We start from the raw sequence: 16,988 nt of genomic DNA, 5'->3' as shown, positions 1-16,988 counted from the left end.
TTCAACCTAACTTTTTACGGACATAATACCGGCGGAAGAAACTGCCCATTTTATACACCGCCTTATTAAAGATCCTTCGGCTGCGTTGTGACGCGGTTACCGGTTTTGGATGAAAGAACGCGGCTTCGAAATCGTCATTTTTTTCCAATACGATGTGTGCATAATCGCCTACGTTCCACACGTTTTTGAGTTCATACAGGATCACTTCGGTACCGGTATCTGCAGCCAATTTACCAATAACCTCAAAAGATATATGCTCATCAACAGGCTGCATGGTTTCAGGCTTATTAACTAATGACCATTTTAGGTTAGCCGGTGTAGGGACTGTTAAAATAATACGGCCTTTATTGCGTAATATTTTTGCCAGTGCGGCATGAACAGCAGGCCTGTCTGTAACAGCTATATGTTCATACACATCCATAAAAACAATCAGATCAAACTGCTCATTAAAGGTATCGGGGGTAAGGATGCTTTCCTTAAAATTGAGCTTGCTGTCACCAAAAAGCTTTTGAGCAATCTGAATAGACATTGTGCTGATATCAATTCCAGTAATAACGGCATCGGGCCAGTATTTACGCATCCGCGAACATATATTGCCCATACCACAACCTACTTCCAAAATGCGGACCGGTGCTGAAGGCGTAAAACGCTTAATAGTTTCCCACCCAAACTCAATACGAGGGTTCACTACTATGTAATCATTAAGCTTGTTTTTGACGTGCTCATCATAATAAGACACAACGTTTTCGCGGTTCGGATTTTCAGTCATTACAGAGGATATAAAGCTATGCTTTGCAGGTACAAAGTTAATAAATAATATTAAAGGGGTTTTTGGGCAACAATTATACAGATAGCGCAGCCACGCTGTACCTGCGTTTTATCTTAACAAAGGTGTATAATCGGTCGTAGCATTTCATGCGGCTAAATTAACAGTTTTATTGTAGTTTTTCACGAGTAGGCTTTAAAGTGAAACAGGTTCTTCCAAAAGGAAAAACCTGTTTCACTTTATTAATATGGTCGGAATTAATGTATTGCAGTATACAGTTTTTTAATTTCTTTGTCCGAAAGCACCCTGTCATACAAACGCATATCGTCCAAAGCGCCTTTCAGGAAGTATCCGGGAGAGGGTACATCAGGATTATCTTTACCAATGTAAGCGTCTGCGCCTATCGTGATATTTGGAGAAGCAAACCCGTCAAATGTACTATCTTTTACACCGTCAATATAAAGCGATAGGGTGTGAGTAGTATAATTATACACCGAGGTTACCATATGCCAGTTATTCAAAGCAACAGCTCCACTGGTAAGTACTGTTAAAGGACTGGCTCCTTCGTTAAAAGTAACCAATCCCAAACCACCCTGCCCGGTAGATACAAAGTCATACCCGGAGATAGAAAGATTCCATCCATTACCTAACCCTGGCAATCTTTTAGCTATTATCTGTGAAGCAAATGAATTATTATATGCATCAAGCTTCACCCAGGTAGTAATTGTAAAATCTGTATGAGATAGCCTGAGTGTTTGTTTGTCTTTGACAACGATGTAGCTGTTAAATCCATTAAAATAGTAAGCACTATTAGCATTCCCAAATCTATCAGCAACCTGTGTTAAATTATATCCGGAGCCATTGTTACCGTTGCCAGACACGTCAGATGTATTGGCGCCAAAAGGGTAATAAGCTATAAGGCCAACCTTAAGGCTGTCTTTAACGGTTACGATACAGCTTATTGATTTTGTTTTTTCAGCATTGCTCACCGAAACTTTTGCATTTCCTTCACCTTTGGCTTCGATACGGCCTAGTTTGCTAACAGTTATAATTGAGGTATCTGATGACAACCAAACCAACTTCGTTGTGTCAAAATTTATAGGCCGAACCTTTACGTCCAATTGTACTGCCTGCCCGGTATACATGGTAAGCGTATCCCGCAATGAAATTTCACTAAGAGTTTTTGTACTGTCGGTTACCGGTTTAGGTTGGTCTGCAATTTTGGTACAAGACGTGTGTGCAAACGCATATAATGCTACCAGCAACGACAAAGGATAAAATTTCTTCATATGATAAGGTAATGGTTGTTAGGCGCAAATATAATAAGTTCATCTCAGTTACAAAAATTTCCACTGTCACCTCATCGCATTTTATAATAAATTAGTGTTAAAGTCGCATATTTTGCCGAAATTAATTATCCTTTATAATGGTTTTCATTGCTGCCTTTTTCTTAGCAGCTGTTTTTGTAGTCACCAGCACAACACCATTTACGGCCCTCTCGCCATAAATAGCCACAGTATTTTTATCTTTTAACACACTTATCCGTTCGATATCGTTCGGATTAATTTTACTTAACGATGTACCCTGGGCCAGGGCTATCCCATCTATAATAATTAAAGGCGCTGATTTACCGCTATACTTGTCACTAACTATCACATGCTGCCTGGTGGTATCAACAACCAAACCGCCATATATTGGCCTGTCTTCGCCCGACGGATTGACAACATCCCCGGTTTTATTTTCGCCTGGCTTTGCAGATTTATCATCGGCCAGTGTAAAGCTTATCGGCACAGAATACTGTACTTTCACCGGCTTGCCATTCTGAATTCCAGGTTTCCAGGCCGGCGATATACTAAGCACTCTTAAAGCTTCCTCGTCGCAACCTGAGCCTATCCCTCTTACAACCTTCATGTTTGATAACGACCCATCTTTTTCAACAACAAAAGTTATGATCACCCTGCCCTGAACATTATTATCACGGGCGGTTTTGGGATACCTCAGGTTAGTCATCAGGAACTTTCCAAACGCTTCCAACCCACCTTTAAACTCAGGCACCTGCTCAACTGAGGTAAATACCGGATCAGAACCTGATTGAGCCGAAGCTATTGAGAATGTTACAGGTGCAGTAGTCTTTGTAGTATCATCGCTGGGAGCAAGTGTAAAACTGATAGGCACTGAATATTGAGTCCTTACCGTACGATTTCCCTGCATACCGGGCTTCCAGTTAGGCGATAGTTTTATCACCCTTAATGCTTCGTTATTCAGATCATCCGTAATACCCTTTACAATCCTTTCATTTGAAAGCGTGCCATCCTTTTCAACAACAAAGGTTATGATCACCCTTCCCTGGATCTTTTGTTCACGGGCTGTTGCAGGGTATTTTATATTGGTAGATAAAAATTTACCAAAAGCCCCCAGCCCGCCCGGAAACTCGGGCAAACGGGCAACCGCAGTATATACCGGTGAGGTATCAGCTGCTATAACCGGCCTTTCAAGTTTAAGAGGCTCATCAATAGTAATCTCCGCCACTTTACTGGCCGGCGTCGAGAAAACTTTATCGGCCTTAGTGTTGATGACCGTAATGGTATCACTATTATTAATTGTAGCTGATGACAGTACCATCATCAAAATAAACAGAGGGGCCGACAGTCCGTATTTAATAAGCGTTATGCGGTGCGATTTATTTTTTTGCAACATGATAATACGTTCTTTCAACAAACTTTTGTTAAAAAATGAATTAACCAAGTTGTGTGAAGGCGTATTAAATGTTTGGCTTAAAAGCAGCATGGCATAATCGGCCTTATCCGTACCAGCTTCAACAGCATGCCTGTCGGCTATAAACTCGTGAATATGCTTGATCGCCCGACGATAGAAATACACAATCGGGTTAAACCAGTTAATGATCATCACCAGTTCAACCAGCAACACATCGGCCGAATGCCATTGTTTGGCATGTACATCCTCATGCGTGGCAATTGCTTCATTGGCCTCCCCATCGGCATTTAATTTCACGGTTTTGAAAAAGGAATAGGATACCTGTGATTGCGGCTGACTAATCACCTTTTTTAGCTTAAACAACTGCCAGATCAATCTGAGCGATAAAAAAACGATACCCGCTGCATATATAATAAACAGCACCTCCCCTATACTAATAGGCGATTCTTCAATAGGTTTAAAGTGATAAACCAATACCGGGCTACTGTACAGGGTATACTTTACCTGCTGGGTAATAAATAGATTTTGCACCCAATCGGCCTGGATAACGGGTATCATAAATGATAGTAAAGCGGCACTTACCAGGTAAAGCCTGTTAAGCTGAAAAAGGTTTCTTTGCGAAGCAAAAGCACATAAAACCCGTAAAACAGCAACAGGTATATGTTTACCAGTAATAAATATTGCCACCAGTTCATAATTACTTTTCTTTTAGTTTTTCAATCAGTTTCATGATCTCATCGGCCTCTTTCAGGTCGATCTTTTCTTTCTTTACAAAAAATGAAAGCATACGGTTAACAGAGTTGTCAAAATAACCGCTCAGTAATTTGTCGGCAGCAAAATTCTGGTATTGCTCCTTGCTGATTACCGGGTGATACTCATGACTTTTACCAAACGCTTCATGCCCAACAAAACCTTTTGTTTCCAGGATCCGGATAATTGTCGATACCGTATTGTAAGCTGGCTTGGGTTCAGGTAACTGTTCGATAACGTCTTTAACATACCCTTTTTTTAATTGCCAGAGCACTTGCATAATCTGCTCTTCGGCGCGGGTTAACTCTTTAATTTCCATGTGCGTACTTTAAATATTAATACCTCGTGTATTAATGTGTTTAATTGGTTAAACTAAGGTAAGAGATGTATTTTATATTTGCAACTAAATTTTTAGTTATTAATTTCTTAAACTTTAAATCATCATATTCGTTGTGATACTTCATACCATTTTATAAATGAACATAACCTTCCATGGTGCTGCCCGTAACGTAACCGGCAGCAAGCATTTACTCCGCTTAAACGACGGTACCAGCATATTATTAGACTGCGGCATGTTCCAGGGCCTGGGCGAGCAAACCGAAGAAATGAACGAACATTTTGGCTTTAATCCCAAAGGTGTAACACACATGATCCTTTCGCACGCGCATATTGACCATTGCGGTTTAATTCCCCGGCTCGTTGCCGAAGGATTTGAGGGAAACATTTATTGCACCTCGGCCACGATGGACCTTACACGCATCCTGCTGCTCGATTCGGCAAAGATCCAGGTACAGGACACCGAGTATAGTAACAAACACCGCATCCGCAAAGGCTTGCCGCTGCTTAATCCTTTGTACACCGAAGAGGATGTGATGGAGGCCCTTCGCCTGTTCAAAATTGTTGAATATGGCGAAGAGTTTGAAATTACCCCTGCCGTAAAATTCAACTTTACTGATGCCGGGCATATTCTGGGCAGCGCGGCAGTGCATATTACCGTTACAGAAAACGGCAGGGATACCCACATTACTTTTAGCGGCGATGTTGGCCGTTATGACGATCTGCTGTTGAAAAACCCGCAAACATTTGAGCAGGCTGATTATATTTTACTGGAATCAACCTATGGCGATTCCCTGCATAAAGAACTGGGGCCTATTGAAGAGTCGCTGCTGGAGATCATTAAAGAAACCTGCGAAGTTAAAAATGGCAAGGTAATTATCCCGGCATTCAGCGTTGGCCGTACGCAGGAATTACTGTACGCCTTAAACGGCCTGGAACTGAAAGGTATCCTGCCGGATGTTCCTTATTATGTAGATAGCCCGCTATCGGAAAAAGCAACCGAAGTATTGATGAACCACACCGAGGTTTATAATAAAAATGTGCAGGAAGTTTTAAAAACCGATGCCAATCCTTTTGGGTTTAAGGGCTTGCGCTTTATTGAAAGTGTAGAGGAATCAAAGGCCCTGAATAACGATCCGCGACCTTGTGTCATCATTTCCTCATCGGGCATGGCCGAGGCCGGGCGGGTAAAGCACCACATTAAAAACAATATCAATAATCAAAAGAACACTATTTTAATGGTAGGCTATGCTGAGCCAAATTCATTGGGCGGCCGGTTATTAAAAGGCGACCATGAGGTACATATTTTTGGTGAAATGTATGAGGTAAAAGCCGAGGTCCGCTCCATCAAATCAATGAGCGCCCACGGCGATTATGACGACCTGCTCCATTTCCTGGCCTGCCAGGACCCCGCATTGGTAAAAACCGTATTTCTTGTTCACGGCGAGTACGAAGTGCAGCAGCATTTTGCCGCGAAAATTAAAGCGCACGGCTTTCATCATGTTGAGATCCCGTACCAGCATCAGAAAATTGTTTTGGAATAGGGAGTTTAAACAAGTAAAAAGCAAAAAATTGTCATTTCGATAGAGCATGGGGGGATATGAGCACCGCGCGAAAGAGAAATCTTATACACCCTGTAAATCCCCTAAGCACATCTCATAAATCCCACTATACCTCTATGGAAATGACAATCTTCCAGTTACAAAATATCTACCTTTAAAAATGTGGAATCATAATATTACGTCTATATCACTACTAACCCAGGCAAAACTGTATTGTACATCGGAGTCACCAATGATATAAGCGTAAGGGTTTTGCAACATCTCGAAAATAAAGGAACTAATAAATCTTTTGCGGGCAAATACTACTGTTACCATTTAGTTTACTACGAACATTTCACCCACGTTGAGCACGCCATAGCCCGGGAAAAGGAGATTAAAAAATGGCGCCGAGAAAAGAAAATTGCTTTAATCGAGTCGACTAATCCGGGCTGGGAATTTTTAAATCAAATGTAATCGACTAATATCAATTGCCACTCATTTGCATCAAACAGCGAAGGCAAGACACCTCAAACAAAAAGCCTTATGCAAAACACATTAATCTAACGTGGTGTATAAGATTTCTCTTCAGCGCGACCGCACAATCCCCCTTGCTTCATCGAAATGACATCAGCTTGTATTTATATCTATGGTATTTTTTTACCCTTTACTCACCTGCTTTATCACCGCTATAATATCCTCTTCGCCAAAAGCAGCTTCGGCGGCCTGGTAGGTTTGATAAGCAGTGTAGCCAAGTGGGGTAGCCAAACCGAGGTCTTTAGCCAGGCGCAGATCTTTAGCGATATGTTTTAAGGCGAAAGCTGCCTGGTAATTATTGTTAACAATGGCATCGCCTTTTATTTTGATAAAGGGACTGCCTAAAGCACTATTGCTGATCAGCATAATTAGTGCTTCTGCTTCAATGCCATTTTGTTGTGCCAGCGTTATTGTTTCAGCAAGGCCTTGTGCAACAATACCAAGCAAAGTATTAATGGCCAGCTTAGCCGCGTTACCTGCACCGGTACCACCAACCAGCATAACCAGTTTACCCATTTTTTCGAGGATAGTTTTAGCTTGCTCAAATGCGCCGGCCTCGCCTCCAACCATAATAACCAGCATAGCATCTTCCGCTTGTTTGACACTGCCTGATACCGGGGCATCCAGGTAATAATTACCTTGAGCCTTGCATGCCGCTGCTATCTCCTTACTGATAGCAGGCGAAACTGTGCTCATGTTAATGATTATTTTGCCGCTTACTTTTGCGGCAAGTAAACCTTCATCACCATGAAAAATATCATTAATCGCATTATCGTCTGATACCATGATAAAAACAACATCAGCAGCATTCAACAATAAGGCGGGCGAAGCAGCTATACCAATGCCCTGTGCCTTAAACACCTCTTCCTTATCCTTGCTTCGGTTATAAACACTGAGCGGATATCCTGCTTTAATCAATTGCTGCGACATTGGAACACCCATTTTTCCTAATCCTATCCATCCTGTTTTAACTGTATTCATAGTAGCTATTTTGTTTTTGATTTATATAGATTTTATTGATGTCTATTTCTCTCCCTTCTAAGTCATCTAAACAGACGACAAAAAACCTAATTACCGAATATTTTTGCGGATGCGGCTCAACGATTGAGGCGTTACGCCAAGGTACGACGCGATATCGGTAAGTGATACTCTCCTGGCAACCTCGGGCTGTCGCTCCAAAAATAACCGGTACCTTTCTGATGAATCGTAACCAAGATATGTGTTTCGCGTTTTTATCTTCTCCATAAGCGTATGCTGCGAAATCTGATCGATCATTCCTTTGAGATAAGGCAGCTTTTCATATAAAGCCAGCAGGGTGTTTTTGCTAATAACCAATAGTTCTGTATCGCAGGCGGCCTGAATGCTTTCATCAGCGATCAGGTTGTTATTAAAGCTGTACAGAATGGTGCAAAACTGATTGTCCTTTAAAAAGAAATAAGTAACCTCATTTCCCTTCTCATTTCGCGCCATAATACGCAGTATGCCGTTGGTAATAAAAAAGAGCTGTCTTGCTACATGCCCCAGCTGCAAAAGCGTATCCCCTTCTTTAAATTTCGTTGGCTCAAAGGCTTTTAGTATGAGCTCCTGATCATCAACCGGGATAGGTTTTAACTGCTGTAACCGGGCTATGAGTTGCTGTTGCATGATACAAAGATCAGGTAAAATTGAAGTAAAAGCATCAATAAAAAAGTCCTTGCGGAACGAAGCAACAAGCCTCCTCTAAATCTCCCCGGAGGGAGACTTTTATTTATCTCATTTTAAAGCCCTTCCTTCCGGGGAGGGTTTGGGTGGGGCTAACCCGCCTGCCCTATTTCCAATTTACTGATCTTATTGCCGGCACCAATCGTAAACTTAAAATAGGTTTTAAAATCGCCCCACTGGTCGCTGTGAAATTTACCGTAGAGGTGCAGGCCGTTTTGTTCCACCTTGTCGATACTGGTAAAACGTTCATGGCCTAAAGCTTTTTCAAAAAAGTTTTAAAATCCATTTTATTACCATCATCAAAAAGCTGGGCATCATTGGTGAACAAGCTAAACCAAGCCTGCTTATCTCCGCTTTGCAGGGCGTCGATGGCTTGTTTTACTATCGGGTTATTTAACTTTTCGGTGTTCATGGCATTGATGTTTTGGATAGTTGCAGCAGGTGTTTTTGCAGCCTGAGCGTTTACTGCAGAAGTAATTAATGTGCCGTATATGACATAATGATTAAGCGTTTTCATGACATGGTAGATGTATAATCAAATAATGCTGCTTTTTGAATTAAATACAGGTAGCAGCTTATAGCTATGACTATAAGCTGCTACCCTATGTTACTAAACTGACCATTAATTTGTTGCGCCGCCGTTTACCAACAGGTGTTGTCCGTTCACAAATGAGGAAAGATCGCTGGCAAAAAACTCGGCCACATTGGCCACATCTTCAACTTCGGCCAGGCGGCCCATCGGACAACTGTCAAGCAATTGTTTTCTTAACGCGGGGTAACTATCAGCTTCGGCAAAGATACCTGAATGATCAACAGCAAATGGTATGATAGAGTTAACTGTTACACCACGGTGACCAATCTCTTTTGAAAGAATATCAACCAAATACCTTGGCGTAGTTTTACTGCCGCCATACACTGCCATTCCGGGTACAGGGAATGAGGTTGTGCTTGAGGCTATGTAAATAATGCGGCCGTTATCCTCAACATTTTTGGCAGCCTGCTGCATAGTAAAATAAGTGCCTTTTGTATTAATGCCAAATACACGGTCGAACTGTTCTTCGGTAAAATCAGTTACCGGGGTTTCCACCAGTTCGATACCGGCGTTAGCTACTACGATATCTATTTTACCAAACGCTTCTTTAGCTTCTTTAAAAAGCCTTTCAATATCAGCTACTTTACTTACATCGGCCTGCACAGCAATTACGTTCGCCCCCATCGCTTTGATGTTGCTGACCACTTCATCGGCCGATGCTTTATCGCGCGAATAGTTGATCACGATGTCGGCACCTAATGCTGCATAACGTTCTGCAATTGCTTTACCTAAACCACGGGCCGAGCCGGTTATTACCGCTACTTTATTATTTAATGAGTTCATGATTGTTTTTTGATTACACCGATGAAGTTTGATTTCACCGATTGCGTTAATGATTCTGATTATTATTCCTGTCTCTCGTTGTCTTGCTTCTTGACTCTTGCCGTCTTGCTTCTATCATTCCCCCTTCAGAGGGTTAGGGGGCTTACGCCATTGCACCATTTGCCCCGATATTTTGCGCAGAGATCCATTTAGCATCGTCGCTTGCCAGGAAGGTTACTATTTTGGCAATATCTTCAGGCTCACCGATACGGTTAAAAGCTGATAATGACGCCAGGCGGTCGATCAGCTCCTGAGGTTTGCCTTTGGTAAACAGTTCGGTATTTGTTGGCCCGGGAGATACTGTATTGACGTTGATACCCCTCGCGCCAACCTCTTTGGCAAACACGCGGGTTAATTGCTCCACGGCGCCTTTGGTGGCTACATAGGTAGCATAAGTTGGCATCATAACGCGGGTAGTGGTTGATGAAAAATTGATGATACTGCCGCCATTGGCCAGTTTAGTTGCGGCTTCGCGCATGGTATTAAATGTTCCGCGAACGTTGATATCAAACTGGCGGGTAAAATCCTCGTCGGTAGTGTCTTTTATTAATTTGGTAATCATGATGCCGGCGTTGTTTACCAGTACATCAATTTTGCCGTAATGAGCTATCGCTGCATCAAACATGGCTGCTACTTCATCGGCCTTGCTAACGTCGGCCTGCAGGGCAATGGCATCGCCGCCTTGTTGTTTGACAGAGTTTACGGTTTGGTCAGCAGCTTCTTTGCCGCCTGCGTAGTTGATAATTACTTTAGCGCCTTCGGCTGCTAATTTGTGAGCTACTGCTGCACCGATACCTCTTGAGGCGCCGGTTACTAATACTACTTTTGATGCTAATGTGTTCATGGTTTCCTTTGTTATTTTGTTTTCGTTGATTGACAATACAAAGGTGGCAAGAGCAAAGCCCCTGAATGATACACATATCAAAGCATTACATACGAATATCTAAGATTGGCTTATAAATTTTGTTTGAGATGGTTTAAAGTAGAGACGCCTTACATGCCTCCCCCATAGGACAAGCAGCCTTGTAAGTTATCAAGCCAGCTTACTTTATAGACATCTTTATCAAGAGGATACCCTATGGTGCTCCTTCCTGAACAGCACCGGCGACAAATCAGTATGCTTTTTAAAATAATTACTGAAATGGGTAGCTTCAGAAAAACCCAGGCGATAAGCAATTTCTTTAATGGAGAGTTTTGAGTTCTGCAAGAGGGCCTTGGCCTCAGTTATAGTTTTTTCGGCAATCCATGTGCTGATGGTTTTGCCGGTTTTTATTTTGATAACATTACTCAGATAGTTGGGATGAAGGCTTTGCGCATCGGCGTAGTCCTGCACCCTGAAAGCCTGTTCGGCCGTACCATTGCTCAGGTCGCGATAATGTTTTTCGAGCAGGCGTTTAAAGTTTTTTACAATTTCCGAGCTTCTGTTACCTTCATATATCGGGTTATAATCTTTCCAGAAATATTCTTTGAATTTTAACAGCACCACCACAAACAGGTTACCGATGATCCGGTAACGGTATGGGCTATCTGAATTGTATTCTTTCAGGATCTGGTGATATAAAATATCAAACTCCTCAAAAACTTCGGGCGTAAGTACGCGGGCCGGAAATGTTTCGGCCAGCAGAAAAGGAAACTCATCAAAGATATTGGCGTGTACGTTTTCCTTCAAAAACGATTCGCTCAGCGTAAACAGGTATACATCGCCGATACGTTCCCAGTTAAACGAACGGAAATGGCCCGGATTGGTAAAGTAAATAGCACGGGGCTGCAGTTTATGATTTTGCTCATCAATAGTATAATCACCACTCCCATCTTTAATGAAGGCAAAGACAAAAAAGTTAAGCCTGCTCAAGGGCGATCTAAACGGCATCGGCTGATTAATATCTTTTAGGTTAAAAACCGTAAAATCGGTATGTTTTATCAGCTCGAGTGGTAAGTCCAGGTGCTTGTATTGATCATAAAGGGTATTAAAGATCTGTTTTTCACTATCCTGGTGATGCATGACGAGATGTTTGCATCAAAGCTATGAGGGATACGGGAGATTTGCAACAACGGGCTAATCAATAAAAAAAGGCGCATCAGTTACAATACGCCGTTTTTTATTTTACGTCTAATATATTTTAATCAAAGCTTACGCTACCATAACTGGTGCTGATGGTAATGGTTTTATCGCTGCCGCCTTTACCTAAATGGCCCTTGTAGGTTTTTGTCGGACTATAGCCACGTTCACCGTCGGCAGGGGTTTTACTGGTGATGTTAACATCATGGCCGCTATAGTTAAAGCTACCGTAGTGCACAGTGATATCAAAATCAGCATTCTGGCCGTCGCTCACTCCCAGTTTTACACTTGAATATGATGAATTAACCGAAAGATTTTTCACATTTTTATCAACCTCTTCAATCTTTAACGCCCCGCTGAATTTAACGTTGATATTACCCGAAGTAGTAATACGGCCAATTTTGGCCGAGCCGTAACTTACATCAGCATTGAGTTTATCACAATCACCAAGATTAAGGCTGCCATAGGCTACATCCAAATCGCTGCCGGTAAGGTTGCCGATAGTTGCACTCCCATATTTAACCCTGATCTGGCAAGCTGGGTTGCTTAAAGATTTGGCGCTAAGGCTGCCATATGAGTTATTGATATTGAGTTTACCGCTCAGGTCGGGCAACTCGGTACTGCCATATTTGTTGTTAATGGTAAGCGGATTTTTGGCGGGCATGTAAACGGTATAATTGATCTCCATTTTACGCACAGAGTTTTTCTTACCAAACAAGTTGCCCCAGCTGCCATTATCATCATCGTTTTGATTGATGTAAGTTTTGAACGATACACCCGAGCCGTCTTTGCTATCCCTGATATTTACATTATCAAGCAGTTTTTGTGCTTTATCTTCATCATTGGCCCCAACTTTAATCTGTACATCAACCTTAACCTCGCTTTTAGCCCAGGTAATTACCGTGATCTTGCCAAATTTATTATCAATGTTAATCACATCGTTGCCGTCAACATTATAGCTTTTGCTGTAGCTTTTTGTTTTTTCAACTATATCGCCATTCTGCACCTGTTGCTCATAGCGCTCATCACCATCGTAACTGTAGCTAAAGTTCTGGTCGAAGTTTTTAAAGCCGAAGTTTATATTAGGACTAAGCATCTCAAATTTATCGGCAAACTTCAAGCTGTCAAATCCTTTAAACTTCATTTTAAATTTCAGGCTATCCTTAAACTTAAAAGCAAGCTGTTTGTTCAGCTTCAGCATATTTTGCAGTTTAAGGTGCATTTGCTTTTGCTGCTGTATTCGCAGGTTGCTCATTTCCTTTTGCAGTTCGTGCATTTTGGCATTCAGCTCCTTCATTTTTTGCTGATACTCCTTACTGTCGGTTACCGAAGTCCAGTTCTCCACGGTCAACCCGGCAGCAGGCGGCGGCGTGGGAGGTAATAGGGGTTTTACCGGTGCAGGCGGGGCTGCAGGACTTACCTGTGCAAAGTTTGCTGTACTTATGGCTAATAAGCCGATAAGCATAAGCAGGGCCGGACTAAATATTTTTGGTTTCATTGTTTTGTTCCTTTTTCATCTGGTTAAACTGTTCAATTACATTTAATTGCTGAGTTAGCACCTCGGTTTGTATTTGCAGGTTCCGGATCATTGCACGTAAAACACGTTCCTGGTTAGGGCTGGTGGCTAAATCACTGTTTAGTTTTTTATAGGTGGAATCCATCTTAGCTATCTCGGCGCTGAACTCCTTGTATAGCTGAGGATCATTTTTAGATGCTGACTTAAGTTCGGTAAGCTTGGTTTCAACAAGCGATGCATAGCGCACCTGCTGTTGTGCGTACTCGGGGTTAATAGCGGCAAGGTCAACGCCTTTTGTGCCTTTTTGGGTTTGTATATATATGCCGAAGCCTATGCCCATTATGATGATGACCGATGCGGCCACTTTTAGCACGAAGCCCAGCGAAAAAGTCTTTGCTTCCCGCTTTTTTGGTTGTTCCTGCTCCTGGTCCAAAAATTGAGCTGTGCCTCAATTTTACCCCACAAATCTGCCGATGGTTCTATTTCGTTAAATTCTTCATTATTGTCGTGCATGAAATCTTCAAATCGCTTGCTCATGATACTTGTCCTTTCCTGTTTAAAATTTCAATTAACTTTCTTTTAGCTCTCAAAAACTGGGTTCTTGATGTGTTTTCTGATATATTCAATATTTGACCTATTTCTTCGTGGTCATACCCTTCAAGCAGATATAATGATATCACCACGCGATAGCCATCGGGCAACTGGTTCATGCCTTCTTTTACCCTGGCAACCTGGTACTGCAGGTCTTCATCGTCCCAGCTCTCGTCATCGGCAATATTTTCAAGATGGCCATCTTCCAGCTCAACCAGTTCCAGCTTTCGTTTGCGCAGCAGGTTGATCGACCGGTTTACAACGATCTGCTTAAGCCAGAGGCCAAATGTGGTATCCTGCCTAAAATCCTTCAGCTTGGCAAAGGCATCCACAAAAGCTTCCTGCAGCACATCTTCTGCTTCGGCAATATCGCCCACTATCCGAAAGGCCACGTTCAGCATAGCTTTCGAATACAAACGGTAAAGCTCATAACAGGCTTTTTTGCTCCCCTGTTTGCACTCAATTACCAGGTTGTAATGTTTATCAATATATATTGCTTCCAAATTCGCGACCGGCTTCAGGTCAATAGACGCAAGGCATTTTGCAACGTTGCACGTATGTGAAAAATATTTTTTTAATTATTGATAATTTTTTTGACAGTTTTAAGTTGAGATGGATTTAGATAAGCAAATCGCCTGAAAAATGCCCGACAAAATAGTTTGATAAAACAGCATAATCAAGAATTGTCATTGCTTCGTTCCTAATGACGCACTCATACGCTATTGATTATTAAATATATTTTAAAAATCAACTCTATAAATATTGGGCGTTGCCTGCGGCCCGTGCTATGCGCTCATACTGCACAGGCATTAGTCACAAGGCTGGTATCCGCTCCTATCACTAACGTGGCCACCGCACAACATCGCTAAAATATATTGTACAGTTATCACTTTTTTTCAGGATTCACCTGGTGGTTCCTCGCAATGAGTTTTTTAAACATCACTTGCACATCATCCGGCAACATCTTTTAATCCTAAAAATCAGAGTTCAGATATTTATCCACCACTTTCACCGCATTATCATACCTATCCTGCCCAAGGCCTGATATTACTACATACCGGGCGTTGAGCGCCTGGAGTTCGCGGTGCCAAACGTTCATAAAATACTCGCGTTTGGTCGGAAAATTACGTAAAGGATCGTCCTGCCAGGGCAGATCAATATCTAAGAGCAAATAAAAATCATATGGATGGTGGGGCAATTCGTCAAGCACCTCCTGCGGGGCGCTGCCAAACATTTCCTCGCTCCAGATCTTTACCGTTAAAAAAGTGGTATCGCAAATCAGGATTCTGTTGGCTTGTGGCAGCAGTTTCTTTTCGAGCGCCAGCTGGCCGTGAAACATGTTCACCTCATCCTGCCAGGTGCAATCGCCCTTAAGGTTTGCACAATACTCACGCGAATACTCCGGTACAGCTATCGTATTATAATGCGCCGCCAGATATTCAGACATAGTTGACTTCCCTGTTGATTCGGGGCCTACGACTGCTATTTTGAGTATTTTGTTCATGAGGTAAAATTACATTAAATAAAAATCCCCTCATGGGAGGGGATTTGCGTCAAAGTGTTCTTTTTTCGCCAATGACAACAGCGCAACTATTGGGAAGACAAAAATGTCATAGGAGGAACAAAAGTAATCGTATGCTATACAGGGCGGCTTTGCTGCTGTGCGATCGCCACGCTATCGCTCGCAATGACATTTTCTTTTATTCTTTTCTGTAAAGGGAGCAAACTAATCTCTAATCACTAACCTCTAATCACTTATTCCGTTTTTTTCGGAACCCTTGTTGGTGTATCCTGGCCCGAAACTATAGTGCGCGAGCTCAGGGCTATCGCGCGGATGGCCGAAGTGATATTGTTCACATCCAGCGAACTAAATTCATCGCCAACAGTATGGTATAATTTGTCAATATCAATCTGGTCGGTTGAGATGGTGTGGGCCGGTACGCCAACTTCGGCCAGCGACGCGTTATCACTTCTGTAAAACAGGTTCTGATCTGGGTAAGGGTCCGGGTAAAACTTAAAGGCGGTACCTTTCAGGTTCTTCTGCAGGATCTTGCCAAAATCAGATCTTTCAAACCCGGTAATAAATGCCGAGTTAGTGCCAAATTTAGATGCCTTACCAATCATTTCGATGTTGAACATAGCAACTACCTTATCTGCATCTATTTGTTTGGCAAAATACTGCGACCCGTATTCGCCAATCTCTTCGGCAGTAAAGGCTACGAAAATAAGCGTACGGGCATTATTGTTGAGCTTTTTATAGTATTTAGTCAGGCTCAATACTGCGGTTGTGCCCGAAGCGTCATCATCCGCGCCATTGGCAATGCTGTTCTGTTACCCCGGGTTTATCAGGTTTGATAATCCCTAAGTGGTCATAGTGTCCCGAAAATACCACATATTCATTCGGTTTGGTTTTCCCGGGGAGGATACCGGCAACATTAAACAGCGGCAATTCTTCATTTTTGATATCGCAGTTAACATCAAATGATGCTGTGTTATCGAACTTGCCCAATACAAATACCAGGGGCTGTTTTACTGTGCCTTTAAAATTTGTGCTGCCTGCCCCAAGGTACGACTTAACCCGGCTAAACAGATCTTTAAACTTAGGGTCGATCAGCAAAAGTGTTTTCTTGCCGCTTTGTGAAGCTGCCCGGTACTCGGTCCTGAAATTTTTATCCGCACCAACGGTAACTACCTGTACATCTTTATCGCTTGCCCATTTAAACGAATCCGTACTGCTTGCAAACGCGCTGTCGGCAGCTATAGCTTTGCCATTGATGCTTACAGTCAAGCTAACAGGGGTCGACCGTACCATCGTAAAGTTTTGACGGTAACCGGTATTACCTGCCATAGGTTTAAGGCCGGCCTTTTTATATTCGCTTTCAATAAACTGAGCAGCTTTTTCAATGCCCGGCGTAAAAGTGGCCCTGCCCTGCATATCATCGGCCGACAGGGTTTTGATAATCCGGGCTACATCATCTTTACTAATGAGTTTATTAACATCTTGCGCAAAACCATAAGCCGAAACGCTTAACAATGCCGCTGTTATTATCGAGATCTTTTTCATA

The 16,988-nt window shown here is 42.4% G+C and carries 20 protein-coding genes; 2 read left to right on the top strand and 18 right to left on the bottom strand.

Going from position 1 to position 16,988, the window contains the following annotated elements:
• Position 1 precedes the first annotated feature (1 nt).
• The 4 genes from ACRQ5D_RS10520 to ACRQ5D_RS10505 form a co-directional block, all read right to left on the bottom strand.
• Positions 2-769, bottom strand: coding sequence for a class I SAM-dependent methyltransferase (locus tag ACRQ5D_RS10520; RefSeq protein ID WP_091175636.1), 768 nt, complete (start codon positions 767-769; stop codon positions 2-4).
• A gap of 254 nt (positions 770-1,023) precedes the next feature.
• Entirely contained in the window at positions 1,024-2,055 is a 1,032-nt protein-coding gene (locus ACRQ5D_RS10515; protein WP_091175638.1) for a LamG-like jellyroll fold domain-containing protein, read from the bottom strand.
• 121 nt (positions 2,056-2,176) lie between these two features.
• Entirely contained in the window at positions 2,177-4,168 is a 1,992-nt protein-coding gene (locus tag ACRQ5D_RS10510) for a TonB family protein (protein ID WP_431199533.1), read from the bottom strand.
• A gap of 10 nt (positions 4,169-4,178) precedes the next feature.
• Complete coding sequence (locus ACRQ5D_RS10505) at positions 4,179-4,550, bottom strand: BlaI/MecI/CopY family transcriptional regulator (RefSeq protein ID WP_090534685.1); 372 nt, start codon at positions 4,548-4,550, stop codon at positions 4,179-4,181.
• 157 nt (positions 4,551-4,707) lie between these two features.
• Between ACRQ5D_RS10505 and ACRQ5D_RS10500 the strand changes: the two genes are divergently transcribed.
• Both ACRQ5D_RS10500 and ACRQ5D_RS10495 read left to right on the top strand, forming a co-directional pair.
• Positions 4,708-6,111 (top strand): MBL fold metallo-hydrolase RNA specificity domain-containing protein, encoded by a 1,404-nt coding sequence (locus ACRQ5D_RS10500; protein WP_091175643.1) that lies wholly within the window; start codon positions 4,708-4,710, stop codon positions 6,109-6,111.
• Positions 6,112-6,315: 204 nt separating this feature from the next.
• A complete protein-coding gene (locus tag ACRQ5D_RS10495; RefSeq protein ID WP_091175646.1) occupies positions 6,316-6,582 on the top strand; it encodes a GIY-YIG nuclease family protein in 267 nt (88 codons plus the stop codon).
• Positions 6,583-6,765: 183 nt separating this feature from the next.
• Here ACRQ5D_RS10495 and ACRQ5D_RS10490 read toward each other — a convergent pair whose 3' ends face one another.
• From ACRQ5D_RS10490 to ACRQ5D_RS10425, 14 genes are all read right to left on the bottom strand, one after another.
• Entirely contained in the window at positions 6,766-7,623 is an 858-nt protein-coding gene (locus tag ACRQ5D_RS10490; protein WP_091175648.1) for an NAD(P)-dependent oxidoreductase, read from the bottom strand.
• A 90-nt stretch (positions 7,624-7,713) separates the two neighbouring features.
• Entirely contained in the window at positions 7,714-8,286 is a 573-nt protein-coding gene (locus tag ACRQ5D_RS10485) for a Crp/Fnr family transcriptional regulator (protein WP_091175650.1), read from the bottom strand.
• A gap of 149 nt (positions 8,287-8,435) precedes the next feature.
• Positions 8,436-8,567 carry a hypothetical protein gene (locus tag ACRQ5D_RS10480; protein WP_431199532.1) on the bottom strand — a complete coding sequence of 44 codons (132 nt, stop codon included), beginning with the start codon at positions 8,565-8,567 and terminating at the stop codon, positions 8,436-8,438.
• Positions 8,568-8,596: 29 nt separating this feature from the next.
• Positions 8,597-8,860: a hypothetical protein gene (locus ACRQ5D_RS10475; protein WP_431199531.1), complete on the bottom strand. Its 264-nt coding sequence runs from the start codon at positions 8,858-8,860 to the stop codon at positions 8,597-8,599.
• A gap of 105 nt (positions 8,861-8,965) precedes the next feature.
• The gene (locus ACRQ5D_RS10470) at positions 8,966-9,718 is read right to left on the bottom strand and encodes an SDR family oxidoreductase (protein ID WP_091175750.1); all 753 of its coding nucleotides are present in this window, start codon (positions 9,716-9,718) and stop codon (positions 8,966-8,968) included.
• 142 nt (positions 9,719-9,860) lie between these two features.
• Positions 9,861-10,601, bottom strand: coding sequence for an SDR family oxidoreductase (locus tag ACRQ5D_RS10465; RefSeq protein ID WP_091175752.1), 741 nt, complete (start codon positions 10,599-10,601; stop codon positions 9,861-9,863).
• Positions 10,602-10,820: 219 nt separating this feature from the next.
• Positions 10,821-11,759 carry a helix-turn-helix domain-containing protein gene (locus ACRQ5D_RS10460; protein WP_091175652.1) on the bottom strand — a complete coding sequence of 313 codons (939 nt, stop codon included), beginning with the start codon at positions 11,757-11,759 and terminating at the stop codon, positions 10,821-10,823.
• Between the two features lie 118 nt (positions 11,760-11,877).
• Entirely contained in the window at positions 11,878-13,314 is a 1,437-nt protein-coding gene (locus ACRQ5D_RS10455) for a hypothetical protein (protein ID WP_431199530.1), read from the bottom strand.
• Positions 13,295-13,696, bottom strand: a complete 402-nt coding sequence (locus ACRQ5D_RS10450; protein WP_431199529.1) for a hypothetical protein — start codon at positions 13,694-13,696, stop codon at positions 13,295-13,297. The genes ACRQ5D_RS10455 and ACRQ5D_RS10450 overlap by 20 nt, the downstream gene beginning before the upstream one ends.
• A 2-nt stretch (positions 13,697-13,698) precedes the next feature.
• Positions 13,699-13,869: a hypothetical protein gene (locus tag ACRQ5D_RS10445; RefSeq protein WP_431199528.1), complete on the bottom strand. Its 171-nt coding sequence runs from the start codon at positions 13,867-13,869 to the stop codon at positions 13,699-13,701.
• Positions 13,866-14,426 carry an RNA polymerase sigma factor gene (locus ACRQ5D_RS10440; protein ID WP_091175659.1) on the bottom strand — a complete coding sequence of 187 codons (561 nt, stop codon included), beginning with the start codon at positions 14,424-14,426 and terminating at the stop codon, positions 13,866-13,868. The genes ACRQ5D_RS10445 and ACRQ5D_RS10440 overlap by 4 nt, the downstream gene beginning before the upstream one ends.
• 470 nt (positions 14,427-14,896) lie before the next feature.
• Entirely contained in the window at positions 14,897-15,427 is a 531-nt protein-coding gene (locus tag ACRQ5D_RS10435; RefSeq protein WP_091175662.1) for an AAA family ATPase, read from the bottom strand.
• 251 nt (positions 15,428-15,678) lie between these two features.
• Positions 15,679-16,200 carry a M28 family metallopeptidase gene (locus ACRQ5D_RS10430; protein ID WP_432328827.1) on the bottom strand — a complete coding sequence of 174 codons (522 nt, stop codon included), beginning with the start codon at positions 16,198-16,200 and terminating at the stop codon, positions 15,679-15,681.
• A gap of 25 nt (positions 16,201-16,225) precedes the next feature.
• Positions 16,226-16,987, bottom strand: a complete 762-nt coding sequence (locus ACRQ5D_RS10425) for a hypothetical protein (protein WP_432328826.1) — start codon at positions 16,985-16,987, stop codon at positions 16,226-16,228.
• Between the last annotated feature and the right edge of the window lies 1 nt (position 16,988).

This window comes from Mucilaginibacter sp. P25, from assembly GCF_050859465.1.
In the GTDB taxonomy this organism is placed as follows: domain Bacteria; phylum Bacteroidota; class Bacteroidia; order Sphingobacteriales; family Sphingobacteriaceae; genus Mucilaginibacter; species Mucilaginibacter gossypii.
The sequence above is the reverse complement of the archived record's forward strand: the minus strand, read 5'-3'. Positions and strand labels throughout refer to the sequence as shown.

Coding starts and splice junctions, on each gene's coding strand:
- ACRQ5D_RS10520 (WP_091175636.1), bottom strand. CDS start 769: ATGACTGAAAATCCGAACCGCGAAAACGTTGTGTCTTATTATGATGAG.
- ACRQ5D_RS10515 (WP_091175638.1), bottom strand. CDS start 2,055: ATGAAGAAATTTTATCCTTTGTCGTTGCTGGTAGCATTATATGCGTTT.
- ACRQ5D_RS10505 (WP_090534685.1), bottom strand. CDS start 4,550: ATGGAAATTAAAGAGTTAACCCGCGCCGAAGAGCAGATTATGCAAGTG.
- ACRQ5D_RS10500 (WP_091175643.1), top strand. CDS start 4,708: ATGAACATAACCTTCCATGGTGCTGCCCGTAACGTAACCGGCAGCAAG.
- ACRQ5D_RS10490 (WP_091175648.1), bottom strand. CDS start 7,623: ATGAATACAGTTAAAACAGGATGGATAGGATTAGGAAAAATGGGTGTT.
- ACRQ5D_RS10485 (WP_091175650.1), bottom strand. CDS start 8,286: ATGCAACAGCAACTCATAGCCCGGTTACAGCAGTTAAAACCTATCCCG.
- ACRQ5D_RS10475 (WP_431199531.1), bottom strand. CDS start 8,860: ATGAAAACGCTTAATCATTATGTCATATACGGCACATTAATTACTTCT.
- ACRQ5D_RS10470 (WP_091175750.1), bottom strand. CDS start 9,718: ATGAACTCATTAAATAATAAAGTAGCGGTAATAACCGGCTCGGCCCGT.
- ACRQ5D_RS10465 (WP_091175752.1), bottom strand. CDS start 10,601: ATGAACACATTAGCATCAAAAGTAGTATTAGTAACCGGCGCCTCAAGA.
- ACRQ5D_RS10460 (WP_091175652.1), bottom strand. CDS start 11,759: ATGCATCACCAGGATAGTGAAAAACAGATCTTTAATACCCTTTATGAT.
- ACRQ5D_RS10455 (WP_431199530.1), bottom strand. CDS start 13,314: ATGAAACCAAAAATATTTAGTCCGGCCCTGCTTATGCTTATCGGCTTA.
- ACRQ5D_RS10445 (WP_431199528.1), bottom strand. CDS start 13,869: ATGAGCAAGCGATTTGAAGATTTCATGCACGACAATAATGAAGAATTT.
- ACRQ5D_RS10435 (WP_091175662.1), bottom strand. CDS start 15,427: ATGAACAAAATACTCAAAATAGCAGTCGTAGGCCCCGAATCAACAGGG.
- ACRQ5D_RS10425 (WP_432328826.1), bottom strand. CDS start 16,987: ATGAAAAAGATCTCGATAATAACAGCGGCATTGTTAAGCGTTTCGGCT.